This window comes from Desulfovibrio aminophilus DSM 12254 (assembly GCF_000422565.1).
Classification (GTDB): Bacteria; Desulfobacterota; Desulfovibrionia; order Desulfovibrionales; family Desulfovibrionaceae; genus Aminidesulfovibrio; species Aminidesulfovibrio aminophilus.
The window spans coordinates 152,365-169,856 of sequence record NZ_AUMA01000007.1 but is presented as its reverse complement, the minus strand read 5'-3'; the positions used below and the strand labels follow the sequence as shown (position 1 = coordinate 169,856).

Below are 17,492 nucleotides of genomic sequence, written 5' to 3'. Positions count from 1 at the left end.
GTCCGGCGCTACTCCCGCACCTGGCCCTCGCCCAGGGCCACGAACTTCGTGCTGGTCAGCTCCTTGAGGCCCATGGGGCCGTAGGCGTGGAGCTTGGACGTGGAGATGCCGATCTCCGCCCCCAGGCCGAGCTGGTTGCCGTCGTTGAAGCGCGTGGAGGCGTTGACCAGGACCAGGGAGGCGTCCACCTCGCGCACGAAGCGCATGGCCTTGGCGTGGTCGTTGGTCAGAATGGCCTCGGTGTGGTTCGAGCCGAAGCGGGCGATGTGCTCCAGGGCCTCGTTCATGGAGGCCACGATCCTCACCGCCAGGACGAGGTCCAGATACTCCCGGCCCCAGTCGTCCTCGGCGGCGGGCTCGGCCGAAGGCCCGAGCAGCGGCAGGGAGGCCGGGCAGGCCTTGAAGCGCACCCCGGCCGGGGCGAGACGCCCGGCCACGCGGGGCAGCAGCTCGTTGGCCACGGCCTGATGCACGAGCAGACACTCCAGGGCGTTGCAGGCGCTGGGATACTGGGTTTTGGAGTTGAGCACGATCTCGACGGCCCGGTCCAGGTCCGCGTCGCGGTCCACGTAGATGTGGCAGACGCCCTTGAAGTGCTTGAGCACGGGCATGGTGGCCTGCTCGGCCACGGCCCGGATGAGGCTCTCGCCGCCACGCGGGATGACCACGTCGATGTATTCGTTCAACTTGAGCAGCTCGGTGACGGCCTGCCGGTCCTTGGTCTCGGGAACCTGGACCGCCTCCACGGGCAGCCCCGCACCCGCCAGGGCTTCCTGAATGATGGCGCAGAGCGCGGCGTTGGAGTGGAAGGCCTCGGAACCGCCGCGCAGGATGCAGGCGTTGCCGGACATGAGGCAGAGCACGGCCGCGTCCACGGTGGCGTTGGGCCGGGCCTCGTAGATCATGGCCACCACGCCCAGGGGAATGCGCATGCGGCCCACGAGCATCCCGTTGGGCCGTTTCCACATGGACTCGATCTCGCCCACCGGGTCGGAGAGCGCGGCCACCTCGCGGCAGCCCTGGATCATCGAGGCCAGCACCTTGGGCGTCACCGTGAGCCGCTGCAGCTTGGCCGGGTCCAGTCCAGCGGCGCGCGCCGCCTCGACATCCTTGGCGTTGGCCGCCGTCACGGCGTCCTTGCGAGCCTCCAGCAGGACGGCCACGTCCCCCACGGCCTTGCGCCGGGCCCGGCCCGAGGCCGAGGCCAGGGAACGCGCGGCCCGCTTGGCCCGCGCGGCCACGTCCAGCATCGCATCCCGGATTTCCATCATTCCCTCCCGAGAAAAAATATGCTAAAGCCCCGCCCGAACACGGATCGAGCCCTTTCGGTGAAGCACGCGGCGACGAAAAAGTCAACGCGCTCGGGGCGCGGGGCCCGACGGCCGTGGACCCTCGCGATTTCCGTTTTGACCTTTTTTACATTTTTGCGTAACGGTGTGCGCTCCAAGCCACACTGAACGAACCCGGAGGCGGCTGCCCGACATGGAAGAGAACAAGACGAAACCCGGCGTCGTCCTGGAACGGTTCCAGGACGTGGTCAACCGGGAGACCCCGACCATCCTGCAGAAGTTCGTCGCCAACCTGAAACCCCTGCTCATCGGCGCGGCGGTGATCGTGGCCGCGGCCGCCGGCTTCGCCGGCTACCGCATGATCCAGGCGCGCACCCTGGCCACGGCCCAGGAGTCCCTGGGCGCCATCCTGGCCGGGAACACCGGCAAGGAGAAGATCGCGGCCCTGGAGAAGTTCCTGCCCGAGGCTCCTTCCGGGCTGCGTTCGGCCGTTCTCTTCGAACTGGCCGGGGCGAGCATGAACCTCAAGGAATACGACAAGGCCGTCGGATACTGGGCCGATCTCGCCGCGCGCGCCGACGGCGACGAGCGTGTCGTGGCCAAGCTGGGCCACGCCCACGCCCTGACCCGGGGCGGCAAGGCCGCCGAGGCCGTGAAGGAGCTGGAGGCCCTCAAGCAGGGCGCTCCCGAGCCCTTCCTCGTGCCCCTGACCCGCCAGCTGGCGCTGGCCGCCGAGGCCGCCGGGGACCGGCAGACCGCCCTGGCCGCTTACGAAACCTTGGCCAAGTCCGAGGCCGTGGGTGACCGCCCCTTCATCGAGTCCAAGATCGCGCAACTGAAGGCGGCCAACTAGCCGTCCCACAATAAGGAGTCCCGTCCATGCCCCATCCGTTGCTGACCCGTGACGCGGGCGCCAGGCACCTGCTTCTGGGCAACGAGGCCATCGTCCGGGGCGCCCTGGAGGCAGGCGTCGACGTCATCACCTGCTACCCCGGAACGCCCTCCTCGGAAGTGCCCGACACCTTCTTCCGCCTGAGCCCCGAGGGCGACTTCTACTTCGAGTACTCGGTCAACGAGAAGGTCGCCCTGGAGGTGGCCGGCGGCGCGACCCTGGCCGGCGCCCTCAGCCTGTGCACCATGAAGCACGTGGGCGTGAACGTGGCCGCCGATCCGCTCATGACCCTGACCTATGTGGGCGCGCCCGGCGGCCTCGTGCTCCTTTCCGCCGACGACCCGGGCTGCCATTCCAGCCAGAACGAGCAGGACAACCGCATCTACGCCCGACTGGGCGGGTTGCCCTGCCTGGAGCCGTCCACGGCCCAGGAGGCCAAGGACATGGCCCGCGACGCCCTGCTCCTGTCCCGGGAGATGGGCGCTCCGGCGCTGCTGCGCACCACCACGCGGGTCAACCACCTGCGCGGCCCGGTGACCTTCGGCGCGCGGCCGGAAAAGGAAAAGCCCGCCGGATTCCAGAAAAACCCGGCGCGCTTCGTGCCCGTTCCGGCCTTTTCCCGGCCCATGCACGTCCGTCTCCTGGAAACCATCGAGAAGCTGCGGGCCGAGGCCGAGAAGAGCCCCTACAACCGCATCTCCGGCAAGGGCGAGATCGGCGTGGCCGCCTCGGGCATCGGCCGGGCCTACCTGGCCGACGCCCTGGCCGAACTGGGCCTGGCGGGCAAGGTCAAGCTTCTGGAGCTGGGCTTCACCCATCCCCTGCCCGAAAAGCTCTGCCTGAAGTTCCTCAAGGGCCTCTCCACGGTGCTCGTGGTCGAGGAACTGGAGCCCGTCCTGGAGAACGACCTGCGCGTGCTGGCCCAGAAGCGGGGCCTGAATGTGGCCATCCGGGGCAAGGACGTCCTGCCGCGCAACGGCGAGTTTTCCGTTGGCCTGGTGGCCGACGCCCTGCGCACGGTGCTCAAGCTGCGCAAGCCCCAGCGCAAGGTCTGCGCCGGAACGGCGGACCTGCCCCAGCGGGCGCCGAACCTCTGCGCCAGCTGCCCGCACCGGGCCACCTACTTCGCGGTGAAGAAGGTCTTCGGCAACGACGCCGTGTACTCCTCGGACATCGGCTGCTACACGCTGGGCATCCTGCCCCCGCTGGCCGCCGCCGACTTCCTGCTCTGCATGGGCTCCTCGATCTCGGCCGGTTCCGGCGCCGCGCGCGCGGCCGGGCAGACCGTGGTGGGCTTCATCGGCGACTCCACGTTCTTCCATTCCGGCATCACCGGCCTGGTCAACGCGGTCTTCAACCGCCACGACATCCTGCTCGTGATCATGGACAACCACACCACGGCCATGACCGGCCACCAGCCCAACCCGGGCGTGGACAAGACCATCCTCGGCGACAACGAGGCCAAGGTGGACATCGAGGCCGTCTGCCGGGGCCTGGGCGTGACCAGGATCGAAACCGTGAATCCCCTGCACCACAAGAAAATGACGGCGATCCTGGAAAAGATGAAGGCGGAAAGAGGGGTGCGGGTGATCATCGCCCGCGAGCCCTGCCCCCTGCACGCCAGGCGCGTCTACGGAGCCAAGGTCACCCGCGTGGCCGCGGTTTCCGATTCCTGCGACCAGTGCGGCCGCTGTCTGGACGAACTGGCCTGCCCGGCCTTCCACAAGACCTCCAGCAAGGTGGAGATCAACCCCCTGCTCTGCGGCGGCTGCATGCTCTGCCTCCAGGTCTGCACCCACATCAAGGCACGCAAGCTGGAGGGCAAATGAAAACGATCAAGCCCGTGCGCATCTTCATGACCGGCGTGGGCGGACAAGGCACGCTCACGGCCACCACGGTCCTGGCCCAGGCCGCGACCCTCAAGGGACTGCCCGTGACCTCGGGTGAAATCCACGGCATGGCCCAGCGCGGCGGCGTGGTGGAGTCCTTCCTGCTCATCGGCTGCAGGAGCCCCAAGATCGGCGCCGGCGAGGCCGACGTCCTCATGGGCTTCGAACCCCTGGAAACGCTGCGCGCCCTGCCCTATCTGAAACCCGGCGGGCTCGTCTTCTCCTCCACCGAGTCCCTGCCGCCCCTGGCCGTGGCCACGGGCAGGCAGCAGAGCCCGAGTCTGGCGGCCATCCGCGAAATGGTCGACGCCTGCACCCCGCGCTCCTGGTGGCTGCCCTGCCAGAGTCTGGGCATCGAGGCCGGGGCCGTGCAGGCCGGAAACATCGCCCTGCTCGGCGCGCTCTGCGCCCAAAACGCCCTGCCCCTGGGCCTGGACGACGTGCGCGCGGCCGTGCGCGCCGGGATGAAGCCCAAGGTGGCCGAGATCAACCTCAGGGCCCTGGATCTGGGCGCGGCGGCCGCCTCGGCGTAAGGGTCATGATGAACGGATCGGAAAGCCCGGACAACGCCCCGCTGGTCACGCTCAAGCGCCTGCTGGACGAGATCACCCCCCAGGCCCCGCTGGAGGAGAGCCTCAACGCCCTCCTGCGCGTCCTGGCCAAGGACATGGGCTACGTCCGCGCCTTTCTGGCCATCGAAGACCCCGAGACCGAAGACCTCCGCCTCTCCCTGTCCTACAGCCCGGCCAAGACCGCCCAGGCCACCTACACGCCGGGCCGGGGCGTCATCGGCCAGGTCTTCGAGAGCGGCAAGTCCATCGTGGTGCCCCGGCTCTCCGAGCACCGCGAGTTCCTGAACAAGGCCTTCGGCCGCACCGACGCCGAGCTGAAAAGCCTGGCCTTCATCTGCATCCCCATCGTGCACCACTCCCGGGACGAGCGCGAGACCCTGGGCACGCTCAGCGTGGACCTGCCCGTGCGCCCGGCCGAGGTTCTGGAGAGCCACCGCCGCCTCCTGGAGGTGGTCGGGGCCATGATCGCCAACCATGTGGCCCAGTTGCAGGAGGAGATGGCGCTCCAGAAGCACCTCCTGGCCCAGGGCCTGACCGGCGGCCCGGATTCCCCGCCGCCGCAGAACCTCGTGGCCGCCAGCAAAAGCATGCGCATGGTCCTCCGGCAGGCCCGCCAGGTGGCCCCCAGCCGGGCCACGGTGCTCCTGCGCGGCGAGTCCGGCACGGGCAAGGAGCTGCTGGCCGAGGAAATCCACGCCTCCAGCCCGCGCAAGGACAAGCCCCTGGTCAAGCTGAACTGCGCGGCCCTGCCCTCGGAGCTGGTGGAATCCGAACTCTTCGGCCACCAGAAGGGGGCCTTCACCGGAGCCTTCCAGACCAAGCGAGGCCTGTTCGAGGTGGCCAACGGAGGCACGCTCTTCCTGGACGAGATCGGCGAACTCTCCCTGGACGCCCAGGCCAAGGTCCTGCGCGCCATCCAGGAGAAGGAGATCCAGCGCGTGGGCGGGGAGCAGACGATCATGGTCGACGTGCGCCTCATCTGCGCCACGCACCAGCCCCTGGAGCAGCTCCTGACCCAGGGCAAGTTCCGCGAGGACCTTTACTACCGCATCAACGTCTTCCCGGTGTTCATCCCGCCCCTGCGCGAACGCCGCGAGGACATCCTGCCCCTGGCGGAATTCTTCCTGGCCGATTTCTCCGGCGAGTACGGCAAGAACATCAAGCGCATCTCCACCCCGGCCATCGAGCTGCTGACCCTCTACCACTGGCCCGGCAACGTGCGCGAGCTGCGCAACTGCCTGGAGCGCGCGGTGCTCGTCTGCGAGGAGGAGGTCATCCGCACCTACCACCTGCCGCCCACGCTCCAGACCGCCGACAGCTCGGCAACGGGCACGAACCTGTCCTTCGGCGAGGCCGTGGCCAAGTTCGAGACCGAACTGCTGGTGGACTCGCTCAAGAAGACGCGCGGCAACATGCTCCAGACCGCCCGCGACCTGCGCGTGTCCTACCGGATCGTGAACTACAAGGTGAAGAAGTACGGCCTGGACGTGAAACGCTTCGCCAACATCAAACCCAGGCGCAAGAAGACCCAGGGGCCGGCCGACACGACGGCCTGACCGCCGCCGCATTTCAAGGAAACGGAAAGGGAGCCTCGCGCTCCCTTTTTTTCATTCCTTGAAGACCCTCGGTCCGGCGGCCGTGTCCTCCAGCCGGTAGCCCGCCTCCGCGATCCGGTCGCGCAAGGCGTCGGAGGCCGCGAAGTCCTTGCGTTCGCGGGCGGCCTCACGCTCGGCCAGGAGCTTGTGCACGGCCTCGGGCAGTTCGGCCTGGGGCACCGGCAGCTGCACCGGGTCCAGGATGCCCAGCACCCGGTCCACGCCGCGCAGGGCCTTGAGGCAGGCGGCGGCCCCGGCTCCGCCGAGGCGGTCCTTGGCGGCCAAGCCGTTGACCGTCTTCACGAAGCCGAACAGCGCGGGCCAGAACTGGTGCAGGGAGAGATCGTCCTCCAGGGCGGCGGAGAAGGCGGCCTTGAGATCGAATACGGCCTGCCGCGCGCGGTCCGGCACGTCCTCGCCCGGGCTTCCGGCCTGGAGCGTCAGGGACGCGGCGCAGTCCTGGACCTTGCGCCAGTTCTTGCCCCACATGGACAAGCTCTGACGGGTCAGGGGCAGGGATTTGCGGTAGGAGCCGGAGAGCAGCCACATGCGCAGCACGCGCGGATTGCCGCACTCGTCCAGGGCGGCGGAAAGGTCGGCCGGTTCGCCCTCGGTCGGGGCCACGCGCTTGTCCACCAGCCAGGCCTGGGGCTCACGGCCCTCGGCGGTCCAGAGGGCGCGCAGATTCTCCAGGTGCGGGAACTGGTGCGCCTCTCCGGCCAGGACCACGTCCAGCCGGGGCAGCGACTCCAGGGCGGCGGCCGCCAGTTGCAGGAACCAGGACGGCCGCACGTTGCCCCACTCGGTCTCCAACACCTCGCCCTGCTTCAGGTCCATGAGACTGGCCCGCTTGAGCAGGGTGAAGTCGCGCGGGTTCTCCTTGACGTAGGCCTCCAGGTCCACGGTCTTGCCCACCGAGACCTTGTCCGCGTCCATGCAGGCCATGCAGCCGTAGCGCTTGTCGCGCAGCACGTCGAAATACACCGAGCGGAGCTTCTCGTAGGCCAGCCCCTTGGCCAGGAGCTTACGGCAGAGGGCCACGGCGCGCTCGACCGCCGAGGACGCCTGGGGGAAGAGCGTGGCCTCGCGGAGGCCCAGGGCCCGGCCCAGGTCGCGCACACGCGCGGTCGCCTCGCGGGCGAAGTCCGCCCGACGCTTGCCCTCGGCCCGGGCGGCGGAAAGGGTGCGGTCGTCCATGTCGGCCAGGCCCACGGCCACCAGCGGCTTGCCGCCCTCGGCCTCCAGGTGCCGAGCCAGGACGTCCAGAAGCACGGCGCGACGCCAGGCGCTCAGGTCGCCGGGTTCGTCCAGGCTCGGACCCAGGGTGTACAGGCCCGAGGCCGAGGCCAGGGTCACGGGCCGCCCCGTGGCCGCGCTCACCAGCTTGACCCCGCGCTCGGAGCGGGGCGCGTACAGGGACGTGGACAGGTAACGTTCGCCGCTGTCCGGGAAGATGACCACGACCACGCCCTCGGACAGACCGGCCGCGACCTTGAGGGCTCCGGCCAGGGCCGCGCCCGAGCTCATGCCCGCCAGGATGCCCTCCTCGCGCGCCAGGCGGCGGCAGAGGCCGAAGGCCTCCTCGTCCTCCACGTTGAGCACCGCGTCCAGGGCCTTCTTGTCATAGATGCCCGGAGGGTAGGACTCGTGCATGTTCTTCAGGCCCTGGATCTTGTGTCCGGCGAAGGGCTCCACGGCCACCACGCGCACCGCGCCCCCGCTGAGTTCCTTGAGCCCTTTGACCAGGCCCATGGCCGTGCCGGTGGTGCCGAGACAGGCGACCACGTGGGTCACGCTCCCGCCGGTCTGGTCCCATATCTCCCGGGCCGTGCCCCGGTAATGGGCCGCGATGCTGGCCGGGTTGTTGTACTGGTCCATGAGCACGTATTTGTCCGGCTCCTCCCGGGCCATGCGGTAGGCCAGTTCGATGGCCCCGTCCGTGGCCAGACGCGCCGGGGTCTGCTCGATCTCCGCGCCGAAGGCCCGCAGGATCATCTTGCGTTCCTCGGAGGCGGCCTCGCTCATGAGCAGCTTGATCCGATAGCCCTTGACCGCCGCCACCATGGCCAGGCCGATGCCCGTGTTGCCGCTGGTGGCCTCGATGATGGTCTTGTCCGGGGTCAGCTCCCCGGAGGCCTCGGCGGCCTCGATCATGGCCAGCGCCACGCGGTCCTTGATGGAGCCGCCGGGATTCCGGCACTCGATCTTCGCCAGGATTTTGACGTTGGAATGGGGATTGAGTCGGCGGATCTCCACCAGCGGAGTCTGGCCGATCATCTGCAGGACGTTCTCGTGGACCATGGCTTCCCTCGAATATGTTCAGGCGGCGCAAAAGCCTCCGTCCGACCGGGTTTAGGACAAAAACGGAACGGCCGCAAGTTGGCAGAAAACTTGCAAACCCCGGGCGAACGCCAACCTCCGAGGGAGTCGCCGATGAAGATGTTTCCGTTCCTGCGCGAGAACATGGAGACCCTGGACCAACAGGGCCAGATGATCGTGGCCTGGCTGGCCGCCAAGAAGCCCGATGAGCAACGCATCAAGGATGGCCTGTTCGTCAACCGCCACGGGCTCATCGACTGGAGGCTCCCCTCGGGCCTGGGCATGTTCGAACAGGTTCCGCCGCAGGCCTTCTACTCCGACTGGAACGGCGGCTCCAAGCCGGACACCAGCGCCACCATTCTCGTGGGCTGCAACGTGGGCTACGGCCTCAACCGCCTGCTCACGAACACCCCGGACAGTCACAAGATCGTCGTGGTCGAACCGAACCCGGAACTGCTCCTGGCCTGCCTGGGCCAGACCGACTTCCGGCCCTTCCTGGAGCACAAGAAGCTCCACTTCGCCCTGCCCGAGGACGACTACCTGGGCGAGGTCATCAAGAACCTGGACCTCCAGTACATCTACGGCGTGATCAACCTGCGCGCCGACCTGCCGAGCCAGCAGATGGGCCCGGAGTACGCCTCGCTGCTGGCGCGCATCAAGGGCCGCGTGGAGAACTTCTGCGTGGAGATGAACACCCTGCGCAGCCGCCAGGACGTGATGGTCGGCAACGAGCTGAAGAACTTCCACCGGGCCCTTTCCGACGGCAGCCTCGCCGGGTTGGAGGGGAGCGCGCGCGGGGTCACGGCCGTGATCCTGGGCGCGGGACCGTCCCTGCTCCGCTTCGCCCCCGAGTTCGTCCGCGACCCGGGCTACGCCCTCTACGCCACGGCGTTGCAGACCATGCCCACGCTCCAGGCCCAGGGCGTGACCCCGCATTTCTGCCTGGCGATCGACTACGATCCGGGCATGCTCAAGATCTTCGACCGGCTGGACCTGGAGCGCGCCGCGACGGTGCCCCTGATCTATTCCACCAAGGTCCAGCCCGAGCTGGTGCGCCGCTATCCCGGCCCGACCATCCCGCTGTGGACCATCGGCGGCGTGGCCACCTTCGCCATGAAGGACCGGGAACTGGTCCTGGACGCGGGCGGCAACGTCAGCCTGACCCTGACGCGCTTCCTGCACTGGTGCGGCGTCTCGCGCCTGCTGCTGGCGGGCCAGGACTTCGCCTGGAGCGGCGAGCAGACCCACGCCGACGGCCACCACGCCGCCGGCCGCAAGGTCGTCTTCAATCCGCGCGCCCATCTTCGGATCAAGAACCTGCACGGCGAGGAGATCATCACCTCGCCCCAGTACATGGCCGCCAAACGTGAACTGGAAATGGACCTGCGCAAGACGGACCTGCCGGTCTTCGGCCTCTACGGCGGCGGCGCGCCCATCGAAGGCGTGGAGATGCTCGACATGGCCCAGGTCCGTGCCCGGGGCCTCCTGACCTCGGCCCCGGGCAGCGTGGAGAGCTTCCGCGGCAAGCTCCTGGCCAGCCGCGAACGGCGGCGTTCCTTCGATTTCGAGCCCCGCAGCCCCCGCTGGTCCAGCTCCCTGCGCCACGCGGAAAAACAGCTGACCAAGCTCTTCCGCAACCTGGGCGGCAACCAGAAGGAGATCCACGGGCTCTTCGAGCAGGCCCTGCTGTTCATCAAGCAGGATCCGCTCTACGTGCCGTACCTGTTCAACGAAATCATCAACCTCTCCGGTCTGGCCAAGGCGCGCCACTCCTACGAGCCCAAGGATCTGGCCGAGTTCCGCAGGATCGAGAAGGACGTGCTGCGCAAGGTCCGCGAGGTGGACCGCTGCCTCCTGCCGGCCGGGAGCCGCGCGGCCTGAGTCCGGCCGGTTCGCCTTGCGCCCCCGGACGGGAGCGCCTATAAGGCGGCATGTCCTGGTCGCGTATTCTTCTCGGCTGGCTGCGCTTCTCCTGGCCGCTGCTGCTCGTGTTGCTCGTCCTCTGGCTCGCGTTCGGAGGCGACGAGGCCGCCGTGGAGGCGTTCTTCCGTGCTCACCGGGAAGCCAACTCCGGCTTGGCCGCGGTGATGCGCGGCATCACCGACTGGTCCAACCCGCCGTTCTACGCCGTCTATGCCTGGCTGCTCTGGCGCGGCTGGCGCGAGAAACGGCCGGACCTCACCCGCTTGGCCCTGGCCTATGTCGCGGTCCAGTTGGTCGTGTCCCTGCTGGCCGTGCGCGGGCTGAAGATGCTCATCGGCAGACCCCGCCCCGACGCGGGCCCGTTCTTCGAGCCCATGACCACGGATCCGGGACACCACTCCCTGCCCTCGGGGCACACGACCGAAATCACCGGAGCCACGCTGCCCCTGGCTCTGCGCTCCGCCGGACGGCTTATTCCTCCGGCCCTGGCCCTGCTCACGGCCCTGACCGGGTTCAGCCGCGTCTATCTGGGCTGGCACCACCCCAGCGACGTCTTCTTCGGCTGGCTCCTGGGCTCCGTGGCCGGGCTGGCCATTCACCTCCTGGCGACGAAGGACGAACATGCGGGACTTTCTTGACCGGACTTACGGAATCCTGGCCCGCCACCCCTGGTGGACCCTGGGCCTGCTGCTGGCCGCGCACACGGCCTGGACCATGGACTGCCGCGCGCTCTGGTTTTCCGACGAGGTGCGCTACGCCAATGCCTTCGAGAACGTGGTCCGGGCCGGAAAATGGCTCGTGCTTTCGCTCAACGGGCAGCCCTACCCGGACAAGCCGCCGCTCTACTTCTGGTTCCTGGCCCTGCTGCACACCATCTCTCGCATGCCCGCGGTCTTCTTTCTGGGTGCGGCCCTCTCGGGGCTGGCCTACCTCTTCGCCACCCTGGGCCTGACCAGGAGCCTGGAACGACCCAAGGACGCAGGGCTCACCGCCGGGCTCATCCTGCTGACCAACTTCGTCTTCATCGGCCTGCTGCACTACTCGCGCATGGACCTGCTCTTCGCGGCCATGATCCTGGGCAGTCAGGCGTTCTTCTACAAGGCCTGGGGCCCGGGCGGCCGAGGCGGGCAGGGACCGGTCCTGGCCGGGTTCCTCCTGGCCGGGCTGGCCACCTTGACCAAGGGGCCGCTGGGTTTCCTCTTCCCCCTGCTCACGGCCTTCTGCTACCTGGCCTGGCGCGGAGAACTGCGCCGCATGGCCGGCCGGACCGCGCTCAAGGGCCTGGGGCTCATGCTCGCCCTGCTCCTGGCCTGGCTCCTGGCGGCCCTGGCGGTGAAGGGCACAGGCTTCATCCAGGACATCCTGGGTAAGCAGATCGTGGCCCGGGCAACCAACACCTTCCATCACAAGGAACCGTTCTGGTATTACTTCCTGGCCCTGCCCCCGGCCTGGCTGCCCTGGATCCTCCTGCCCCTGGTCCTGCCCTTCTGGCGGGCCTTCACGCCGAAGTTCTGGAAGACAGCCTGGAACGGCCGACGCCAGGCCGGTTCCCGGGCCTGGCTCTGGTGCATGATTCTGCCCGCGTTCATCTTCCTGAGCTGCCTCTCGGGCAAGGTCTTCGTCTACATCCTGCCGCTCTTCGCGCCCCTGGCCCTGCTCACGGCCGACGCCCTAGAGGATCTGGACTGGCCCCGGGCCAGGCTGTTCTGGGTTCTGGCCTCCGGCTTCCTGCTCCTCCTGGCCCTGGCCCTGCCCGTGGCCGAGGCCCTGCTGCCCCTGCCGGTGGCGCCCCGGGGCGTGGCCCTCTGCACCGTGCTCCTGGCCGCAACGGCCATCGGGCTCTTCCTTCTGCGCCGCGACGGGGCCCGGGCCCCGCTGCTCTTCCTGACCCTGGCGCTGCTCGTCTGGAGCCTGCCGCTCAACCGCATCACCCTGCCGTCGTTGGACGACTACATGAGCCCCAAGCGCCAGGGCTCGCTCATCCGGGCCTATGTGGCAGAGGGCTACAAGCCCCTGGCCTACGACATCTACAGCGGCATCTTCACCTACTACGCCGGGACGAACCTTCTGGAGACCAGCGACCTGGCGAAAATCGCCGCCGAGGTGGAAGAAACGCCGAAATGCGTCCTGGTCATCCGCAAGAAGCACTGGGACGCCTGGGAGAACCGGCCCGGCCGGCTGGTGGCCTTCGACGAGCAGAACATCGCGGGTCAGGTTTATGTCCTGGCGGCCACGGCTCCGCGTTGATTCCGACGTGAAATGCATATGTGATGAGGACAGGACCGTTTTTTGCAAAAGGGTTTCCGCGACGCTGAACCCCAGCCCGGGCCATGCCCGGACAAGGAAAAGGCCATGCGGCAACCGCTCCTCATACTCCTGCTCCTCCTGACGGGCGCCACCGTCATGCAGGGGTGCGCGGCATTGCCCATCAGCGAGGGCCTGACCGTGGCCCAGTACGCCAACACGGCCTATTCCGGCTACAGGCTGACCGACGAGTATTTCCCCAGATCCAGGGTGGACGGCGATCCTGGCGCGGACATGCGCCTGGAGGACGCCGTGCGCAGCCGCCTGCACGAAGATCCCCGCACCCACTACGCCCAGGTGAAGCCCCTGTGCTACGGTGGAGAGATCTACCTCCTGGGCTCCGTTCGCTCGGAAGAGGAACGCAGGCTGGTCACCCTGGCTGCCTCCAGCATGCCGGGCGTCAAGTCCGTGACGCGCTGCCTCGTGTCGCCGGAGGAGACGCTGCCGCCCGCCCGTCAGGCCGCCCTGGCCGACACGGTCAAGGCCCGCCTAGCCGCTCTGGGCGGCGTCCGGCCCCAGCGTCTGCGCGTGGAGGTCGTGGGGCGGCATGTGGTGGTTCTGGCTTACGTGGCCGACGAAGCCGAACAACGGCGACTCCAGAACGCGCTGGCCGGACTGCCCGGCCCGGGCGTGACCGCGTATCTGACGCCCCTCTCCGTCGACCGCGCCCGTCTGGCCGCGCGCTGATCCCGAAAAAAAACGCCGCCCCGGCATCCCGGGGCGGCGTCCTTCATTCTCGTCGGCGACGCGTTCAGCAGGCGCAAGCCAAAACCTTCTCAATGGTCTTGAGCACCACCAATCCGTCATCACCGCTGATGGGCACGGGGGTTCCCTCGCGCACGGCGCGCAGGAACTGGTTCAGTTCCTCCTTGACCGGTTCGCGGTAGATCAGCGGCCACTCGCGTACGCTGTAGCTCTTGTCGTAGGTGGAGAACTGGCTGTACTCCTTCACTTCCTGGGTCACGAGATTGGCCTCGATGTACTTGCTCTTGCAGGCCACGTGGATCTTGCGCGACTTGTAGGGCGTGACCCAGTTCGTGTTGATGGAGGCCAGGACGCCGTTGGTCATCCGGGCCGTGATGAGCGCCGAGTCCTCGTGCTTGCCCAAAGTCTTGGAGGTCACGGCGTAGACCTGCTCGTACTCCGAGCCGGTGATGAAGCGGATGAGGTCGATGTCGTGGGAGCCCAGATCCTTGATCACGCCCACGTCCTGGATGCGCGGCGGATATGGGCCCACGCGCTCGATCTGGATGGAGATGACGTCGTCGCCCACCAGTTGCTTGACCCGCTGCACGGCCGGGTTGAAGCGCTCCACATGGCCGACCATGAGCGGCAGGTTCTTTTGCCGGGCCAGAGCCACCAGTTCCGTGCCCTCGGCCTCGGTGGCCGCCAAGGGCTTCTCGATGAGAGCCGGGATGCCCCGGCCGAGCACGGCCAGACCCACCTCGTGATGCAGGAAGGTGGGCACGCAGACGCTCACCGCGTCCAGATCCTTGTCCAGAAGAGCCTGAATCTCCGTATGCACCGGCACGTCGAACTGCTTGGCGACCTCATCCAGGACTTCCCGGTTCGTGTCCACCACTCCGGCGACTTCCACACCGGGCATTTCACTATAATTGCGCAGATGCACCCGGCCCATCCAGCCGAGACCAATGACGCCGACCTTCATATTCGCACCGTCCCTCTTGGCGTTTTCCGGGACCAACCCGGGGGATTCCGGTACCTAACCGCTCGCGGCCGGAATGGCAACCTGGCCGGAACGACGGTCACTCTTGCGGCCGGGAACCGTTGCGGCTAGATTCGCCGGATGGGCGAAAAAACAACCATCTGGATCAGCGCCGGGGAAGCTTCCGGCGACCTGCACGGTGCGCTGCTGGCCCGGGCCCTGCTGGCCCGGCGGCCGGAGTTGTCCCTGGCTGGAATGGGCGGCTCGGCCATGCGCGACGCCGGAGTGGACCTGCGCTTCTCCATGCGCCAGATATCCCTGGTGGGGGGCACCGAAATCATCACCGGCCTGCCGCGCATCCTCAAGCTCCTGCGCGACACGCGCCGGGCCTTCGAGACCGTCCGGCCCAGCGCCGTGGTGGTCATCGACTGCCCGGATTTCCACTTCCACGTGGTGCGCCGCGCTCGCGCCCTGGGCATCCCGGTCTACTACTTCGTCAGCCCCCAGGTCTGGGCCTGGCGCTCGGGCCGGGTGGAATTCCTGCGCAAGAACGTGCGCCGCGTACTCTGCATCCTGCCCTTCGAGAAGGACTTCTACCACCGGCGGGGCATGGACGCGGACTACGTGGGCCATCCCCTGCTGGACCAGATTCCCCTGGCCGAGCTGGACCGCCTGGAGCCCGAACCGGGCCGGGTGGGCGTCCTGCCGGGCTCGCGACGCAAGGAAATCGAGGGACTCCTGCCGGAGTTCGCCGAAGCCGCGCGCCTGCTGGCCGCCGACCGGCCGGGGTTGTCCTTCTCCCTGGTCCGGGCCCCGGGAGTGGACCGCGACATGCTCCTGCGTTTCTGGCCCGAGGATCTAGAAGTGGACATCGTGGAGCCCGCGGAGCGCTACCAGGCCATGCGCCGCAGCCAGTTCCTCCTGGCCGCCTCGGGCACGGTGAGTCTGGAGTCGGCGCTCATCGGCACGCCCACCATCATCGCCTACAAGCTGTCGGGACTGTCCTATTTCCTGGCCCGGCGGCTCATCAACGTGAAGTTCATCGGCCTGCCCAACCTCATCCTGGACAAGAAGATCTTTCCAGAACTCATCCAGGAGGAGGCCCGGGCCCCGGTCATGGCCTCCATCGGCCGCATGTGGCTCTCCAACGGCACGAGCCTGGCGGTGATCCGCGAGGAGTTGGCCCGCCTGCGCGACATGGTCGGCGAGCCCGGAGCGGCGGATCGCGCGGCCGGAATCATTCTCGACGACCTCAAGACCCTCTAGGAGTTTCGGATGGGAGCCGCACTGGAGGCCGTGCGCGCCTATGGCGACTTTCACGGGTTGAGCGGAGAGGACGCGGAACGCCTGCGCCCCGGCTCGCCCTTCACCAAGATCGTGTTCCGGGACGGTGTGCTCTCCGTGGATTACGAAGGCTGCTACATCGACGTGGAGCCGTTCCTGGACGAAGTGGTTCGGCTCATGCCGCCCGAAGGCTGGGGCAAGCTGGACTGCATCGACCAGATCGAGTGGCGGCTGACCCGCTATACGGTGCGCGGCAACGCCTGGACCGCGCGCACGGTCAGCGGCGACCAAGCCGTGGAGCGGACCCGCGATACCGCGGGTGTCTAAGAATCAATATCCTTTTATTTCATGCCGATGAAGCCGACACAAAACAATCAGAGCATGGACGACTGCCGGAGAGGAACCACGTTCTGGGCCTTGCGGGCTTCACCTCCCGAGGCCAGTTCGAAGCTCACCCGCTCCCCCTCTTCCAACGTCTGGAAGCCCTCACGCACGATCTCGCTGTAATGCACGAAGACATCCCGGCCTTCCGAGTCGGTGATGAAGCCGAAGCCCTTGCGCTCGTCGAACCAGCTGACCACGCCGTTTTGCCGCATCGCGCCTCCCGCCGCGCCGAAGGCGCGGACACGAAGCAGAATACCCGCCGGAGGGCGGACAGGCAAGAATGTGGCTGGGGGAAAAGGGGTACAACGCCGACCGCAAGGACGGACGGCGTCGCACGGGCCGCCGGAGGCGGCCCGCCTAGCGCATGCGGAAGGTGATCCGGCCCCGGGTCAAATCGTAGGGGGAAAGTTCCACCTTGACCTTGTCTCCGGGCAGGATGCGGATGTAGTGTTTGCGCATCTTGCCGGAAATATGGCCGAGAATGGAGTGACCGTTCTGCAGCTCCACACGAAACATGGCGTTGGGCAAGGCTTCCTGAATGACGCCTTCCACTTCAATGGCTTCTTCTTTGGACATGCACCCTCCTGAACTGGCCGGAATGGCGGACGATCCGCCCGAGACGGCCGAAAAACCGGAATATCCCTACCCTGTTCCCCGAAAAGAGGCAACACCCCCTGAAACCGGGCCTTCCGACCGCATCACGGCCCAAGCCGCGCGGGCCTGCTCCGCGAAGCGGCGCGCCAGGGTTTCGACCTTGCGCCCCGACGCGTCCTCCAGCCCGGTGTGTGCGTCCACCCCGGCCGGGCGCACCTCAAGCACCGCGCGGGCCACGTTCTCCGGCGTCAGGCCTCCGGCCAGGATCACGGGCCGGGGCGAGGACAGCACAAGCTCCCGGCTCACGGACCAGTCATGGGTCTTGCCCGTGGCGCCGCTGGCGCCGCTGGCCGGGTCGAAGGTGTCGGTGAGGAAGGCGTCCACGTATGGTGCGAAGGCTTCCACATCCCGGTGGAGCGCCTCCCTCCGGCCGGGAGCCACCACCAGACTCTTGATCAGAAACAGCCCGGGCCGCAGGCGGCGCAGCTCGGCCGCCTGCCCGGGACTCACCGGCCCATGCAGCTGCATGCCCGCCACCACCAGAAAGTCCGCCAGCTCGGCCAATTCGCGGGGCTCCACGGCGTAGGTGATGCAGACCACCGCCGCCTCGTTCCCCAGGCCGCGCACGATGGCGGCGGCCTCGGCCTCGCTCACGTCCGGGGCATGCACGTCCAGGCGCAGGGGGATGCCCACATGGGTCGCCCCGGCACGGGCAAGCATCCGGGCCTCGGCCAGATCCCTGACCCCGGCGATCTGGATGATGGGATTCATGTTCCCCGCC

The 17,492-nt window shown here is 67.9% G+C and carries 16 protein-coding genes; 10 read left to right on the top strand and 6 right to left on the bottom strand.

The window, feature by feature from the left end:
- Positions 1 to 8: 8 nt before the first annotated feature.
- Positions 9 to 1,268: a glutamate-5-semialdehyde dehydrogenase gene (locus H587_RS0104390; protein WP_027175236.1), complete on the bottom strand. Its 1,260-nt coding sequence runs from the start codon at positions 1,266 to 1,268 to the stop codon at positions 9 to 11.
- Between the two features lie 214 nt (positions 1,269 to 1,482).
- On the opposite strand from H587_RS0104390, the gene H587_RS0104385 reads away from it, so the two are divergent.
- From H587_RS0104385 to H587_RS0104370, 4 genes are read left to right on the top strand one after another with little or no spacing between them, the layout of a single operon-like run.
- Entirely contained in the window at positions 1,483 to 2,142 is a 660-nt protein-coding gene (locus H587_RS0104385; protein WP_027175235.1) for a hypothetical protein, read from the top strand.
- Between the two features lie 26 nt (positions 2,143 to 2,168).
- Positions 2,169 to 4,010 (top strand): indolepyruvate ferredoxin oxidoreductase subunit alpha, encoded by a 1,842-nt coding sequence (gene iorA, locus H587_RS0104380; RefSeq protein ID WP_027175234.1) that lies wholly within the window; start codon positions 2,169 to 2,171, stop codon positions 4,008 to 4,010.
- Positions 4,007 to 4,603 (top strand): indolepyruvate oxidoreductase subunit beta, encoded by a 597-nt coding sequence (locus tag H587_RS0104375; protein WP_027175233.1) that lies wholly within the window; start codon positions 4,007 to 4,009, stop codon positions 4,601 to 4,603. Before iorA ends, H587_RS0104375 begins: the two co-directional genes overlap by 4 nt.
- A gap of 8 nt (positions 4,604 to 4,611) precedes the next feature.
- A complete protein-coding gene (locus H587_RS0104370) occupies positions 4,612 to 6,198 on the top strand; it encodes a sigma-54-dependent Fis family transcriptional regulator (protein WP_027175232.1) in 1,587 nt (528 codons plus the stop codon).
- A 51-nt stretch (positions 6,199 to 6,249) separates the two neighbouring features.
- Here H587_RS0104370 and H587_RS0104365 read toward each other — a convergent pair whose 3' ends face one another.
- Positions 6,250 to 8,538: a cysteine synthase gene (locus H587_RS0104365; RefSeq protein WP_027175231.1), complete on the bottom strand. Its 2,289-nt coding sequence runs from the start codon at positions 8,536 to 8,538 to the stop codon at positions 6,250 to 6,252.
- A gap of 132 nt (positions 8,539 to 8,670) precedes the next feature.
- Between H587_RS0104365 and H587_RS0104360 the strand changes: the two genes are divergently transcribed.
- The 4 genes from H587_RS0104360 to H587_RS0104345 all read left to right on the top strand — a co-directional run bounded on the left by H587_RS0104360 (position 8,671) and on the right by H587_RS0104345 (position 13,470).
- Positions 8,671 to 10,437, top strand: a complete 1,767-nt coding sequence (locus H587_RS0104360) for a motility associated factor glycosyltransferase family protein (protein ID WP_027175230.1) — start codon at positions 8,671 to 8,673, stop codon at positions 10,435 to 10,437.
- 50 nt (positions 10,438 to 10,487) lie between these two features.
- Positions 10,488 to 11,117 (top strand): phosphatase PAP2 family protein, encoded by a 630-nt coding sequence (locus H587_RS0104355; RefSeq protein WP_027175229.1) that lies wholly within the window; start codon positions 10,488 to 10,490, stop codon positions 11,115 to 11,117.
- Positions 11,101 to 12,726, top strand: coding sequence for an ArnT family glycosyltransferase (locus tag H587_RS0104350; RefSeq protein ID WP_027175228.1), 1,626 nt, complete (start codon positions 11,101 to 11,103; stop codon positions 12,724 to 12,726). The genes H587_RS0104355 and H587_RS0104350 overlap by 17 nt, the downstream gene beginning before the upstream one ends.
- 105 nt (positions 12,727 to 12,831) lie before the next feature.
- Complete coding sequence (locus H587_RS0104345) at positions 12,832 to 13,470, top strand: BON domain-containing protein (protein WP_027175227.1); 639 nt, start codon at positions 12,832 to 12,834, stop codon at positions 13,468 to 13,470.
- A gap of 64 nt (positions 13,471 to 13,534) precedes the next feature.
- Here the strand turns inward: H587_RS0104345 and H587_RS0104340 are convergent, their stop codons facing one another.
- The gene (locus H587_RS0104340; RefSeq protein ID WP_027175226.1) at positions 13,535 to 14,452 is read right to left on the bottom strand and encodes a Gfo/Idh/MocA family protein; all 918 of its coding nucleotides are present in this window, start codon (positions 14,450 to 14,452) and stop codon (positions 13,535 to 13,537) included.
- Positions 14,453 to 14,590: 138 nt separating this feature from the next.
- Between H587_RS0104340 and lpxB the strand changes: the two genes are divergently transcribed.
- Positions 14,591 to 15,715 carry a lipid-A-disaccharide synthase gene (lpxB, locus tag H587_RS0104335; RefSeq protein ID WP_027175225.1) on the top strand — a complete coding sequence of 375 codons (1,125 nt, stop codon included), beginning with the start codon at positions 14,591 to 14,593 and terminating at the stop codon, positions 15,713 to 15,715.
- A 9-nt stretch (positions 15,716 to 15,724) separates the two neighbouring features.
- Positions 15,725 to 16,060 carry a hypothetical protein gene (locus tag H587_RS17230; protein ID WP_245560820.1) on the top strand — a complete coding sequence of 112 codons (336 nt, stop codon included), beginning with the start codon at positions 15,725 to 15,727 and terminating at the stop codon, positions 16,058 to 16,060.
- A 47-nt stretch (positions 16,061 to 16,107) separates the two neighbouring features.
- Here H587_RS17230 and H587_RS0104325 read toward each other — a convergent pair whose 3' ends face one another.
- The 3 genes from H587_RS0104325 to H587_RS17225 form a co-directional block, all read right to left on the bottom strand.
- A complete protein-coding gene (locus tag H587_RS0104325) occupies positions 16,108 to 16,329 on the bottom strand; it encodes a cold shock domain-containing protein (RefSeq protein WP_027175223.1) in 222 nt (73 codons plus the stop codon).
- Positions 16,330 to 16,474: 145 nt separating this feature from the next.
- Entirely contained in the window at positions 16,475 to 16,693 is a 219-nt protein-coding gene (gene infA / locus H587_RS0104320; RefSeq protein WP_027175222.1) for a translation initiation factor IF-1, read from the bottom strand.
- 66 nt (positions 16,694 to 16,759) lie between these two features.
- On the bottom strand, positions 16,760 to 17,482 hold the full coding sequence (locus H587_RS17225) for a phosphoribosylanthranilate isomerase (RefSeq protein ID WP_051202434.1): 723 nt from the start codon (positions 17,480 to 17,482) through the stop codon (positions 16,760 to 16,762).
- Between the last annotated feature and the right edge of the window lie 10 nt (positions 17,483 to 17,492).

Coding starts and splice junctions, on each gene's coding strand:
- H587_RS0104370 (WP_027175232.1), top strand. CDS start 4,612: ATGAACGGATCGGAAAGCCCGGACAACGCCCCGCTGGTCACGCTCAAG.
- H587_RS0104350 (WP_027175228.1), top strand. CDS start 11,101: ATGCGGGACTTTCTTGACCGGACTTACGGAATCCTGGCCCGCCACCCC.
- H587_RS0104355 (WP_027175229.1), top strand. CDS start 10,488: ATGTCCTGGTCGCGTATTCTTCTCGGCTGGCTGCGCTTCTCCTGGCCG.
- H587_RS0104375 (WP_027175233.1), top strand. CDS start 4,007: ATGAAAACGATCAAGCCCGTGCGCATCTTCATGACCGGCGTGGGCGGA.
- H587_RS0104325 (WP_027175223.1), bottom strand. CDS start 16,329: ATGCGGCAAAACGGCGTGGTCAGCTGGTTCGACGAGCGCAAGGGCTTC.
- H587_RS0104345 (WP_027175227.1), top strand. CDS start 12,832: ATGCGGCAACCGCTCCTCATACTCCTGCTCCTCCTGACGGGCGCCACC.
- H587_RS17225 (WP_051202434.1), bottom strand. CDS start 17,482: ATGAATCCCATCATCCAGATCGCCGGGGTCAGGGATCTGGCCGAGGCC.
- H587_RS0104390 (WP_027175236.1), bottom strand. CDS start 1,268: ATGGAAATCCGGGATGCGATGCTGGACGTGGCCGCGCGGGCCAAGCGG.
- H587_RS0104365 (WP_027175231.1), bottom strand. CDS start 8,538: ATGGTCCACGAGAACGTCCTGCAGATGATCGGCCAGACTCCGCTGGTG.
- lpxB (WP_027175225.1), top strand. CDS start 14,591: ATGGGCGAAAAAACAACCATCTGGATCAGCGCCGGGGAAGCTTCCGGC.
- iorA (WP_027175234.1), top strand. CDS start 2,169: ATGCCCCATCCGTTGCTGACCCGTGACGCGGGCGCCAGGCACCTGCTT.
- H587_RS17230 (WP_245560820.1), top strand. CDS start 15,725: ATGGGAGCCGCACTGGAGGCCGTGCGCGCCTATGGCGACTTTCACGGG.
- infA (WP_027175222.1), bottom strand. CDS start 16,693: ATGTCCAAAGAAGAAGCCATTGAAGTGGAAGGCGTCATTCAGGAAGCC.
- H587_RS0104340 (WP_027175226.1), bottom strand. CDS start 14,452: ATGAAGGTCGGCGTCATTGGTCTCGGCTGGATGGGCCGGGTGCATCTG.
- H587_RS0104360 (WP_027175230.1), top strand. CDS start 8,671: ATGAAGATGTTTCCGTTCCTGCGCGAGAACATGGAGACCCTGGACCAA.
- H587_RS0104385 (WP_027175235.1), top strand. CDS start 1,483: ATGGAAGAGAACAAGACGAAACCCGGCGTCGTCCTGGAACGGTTCCAG.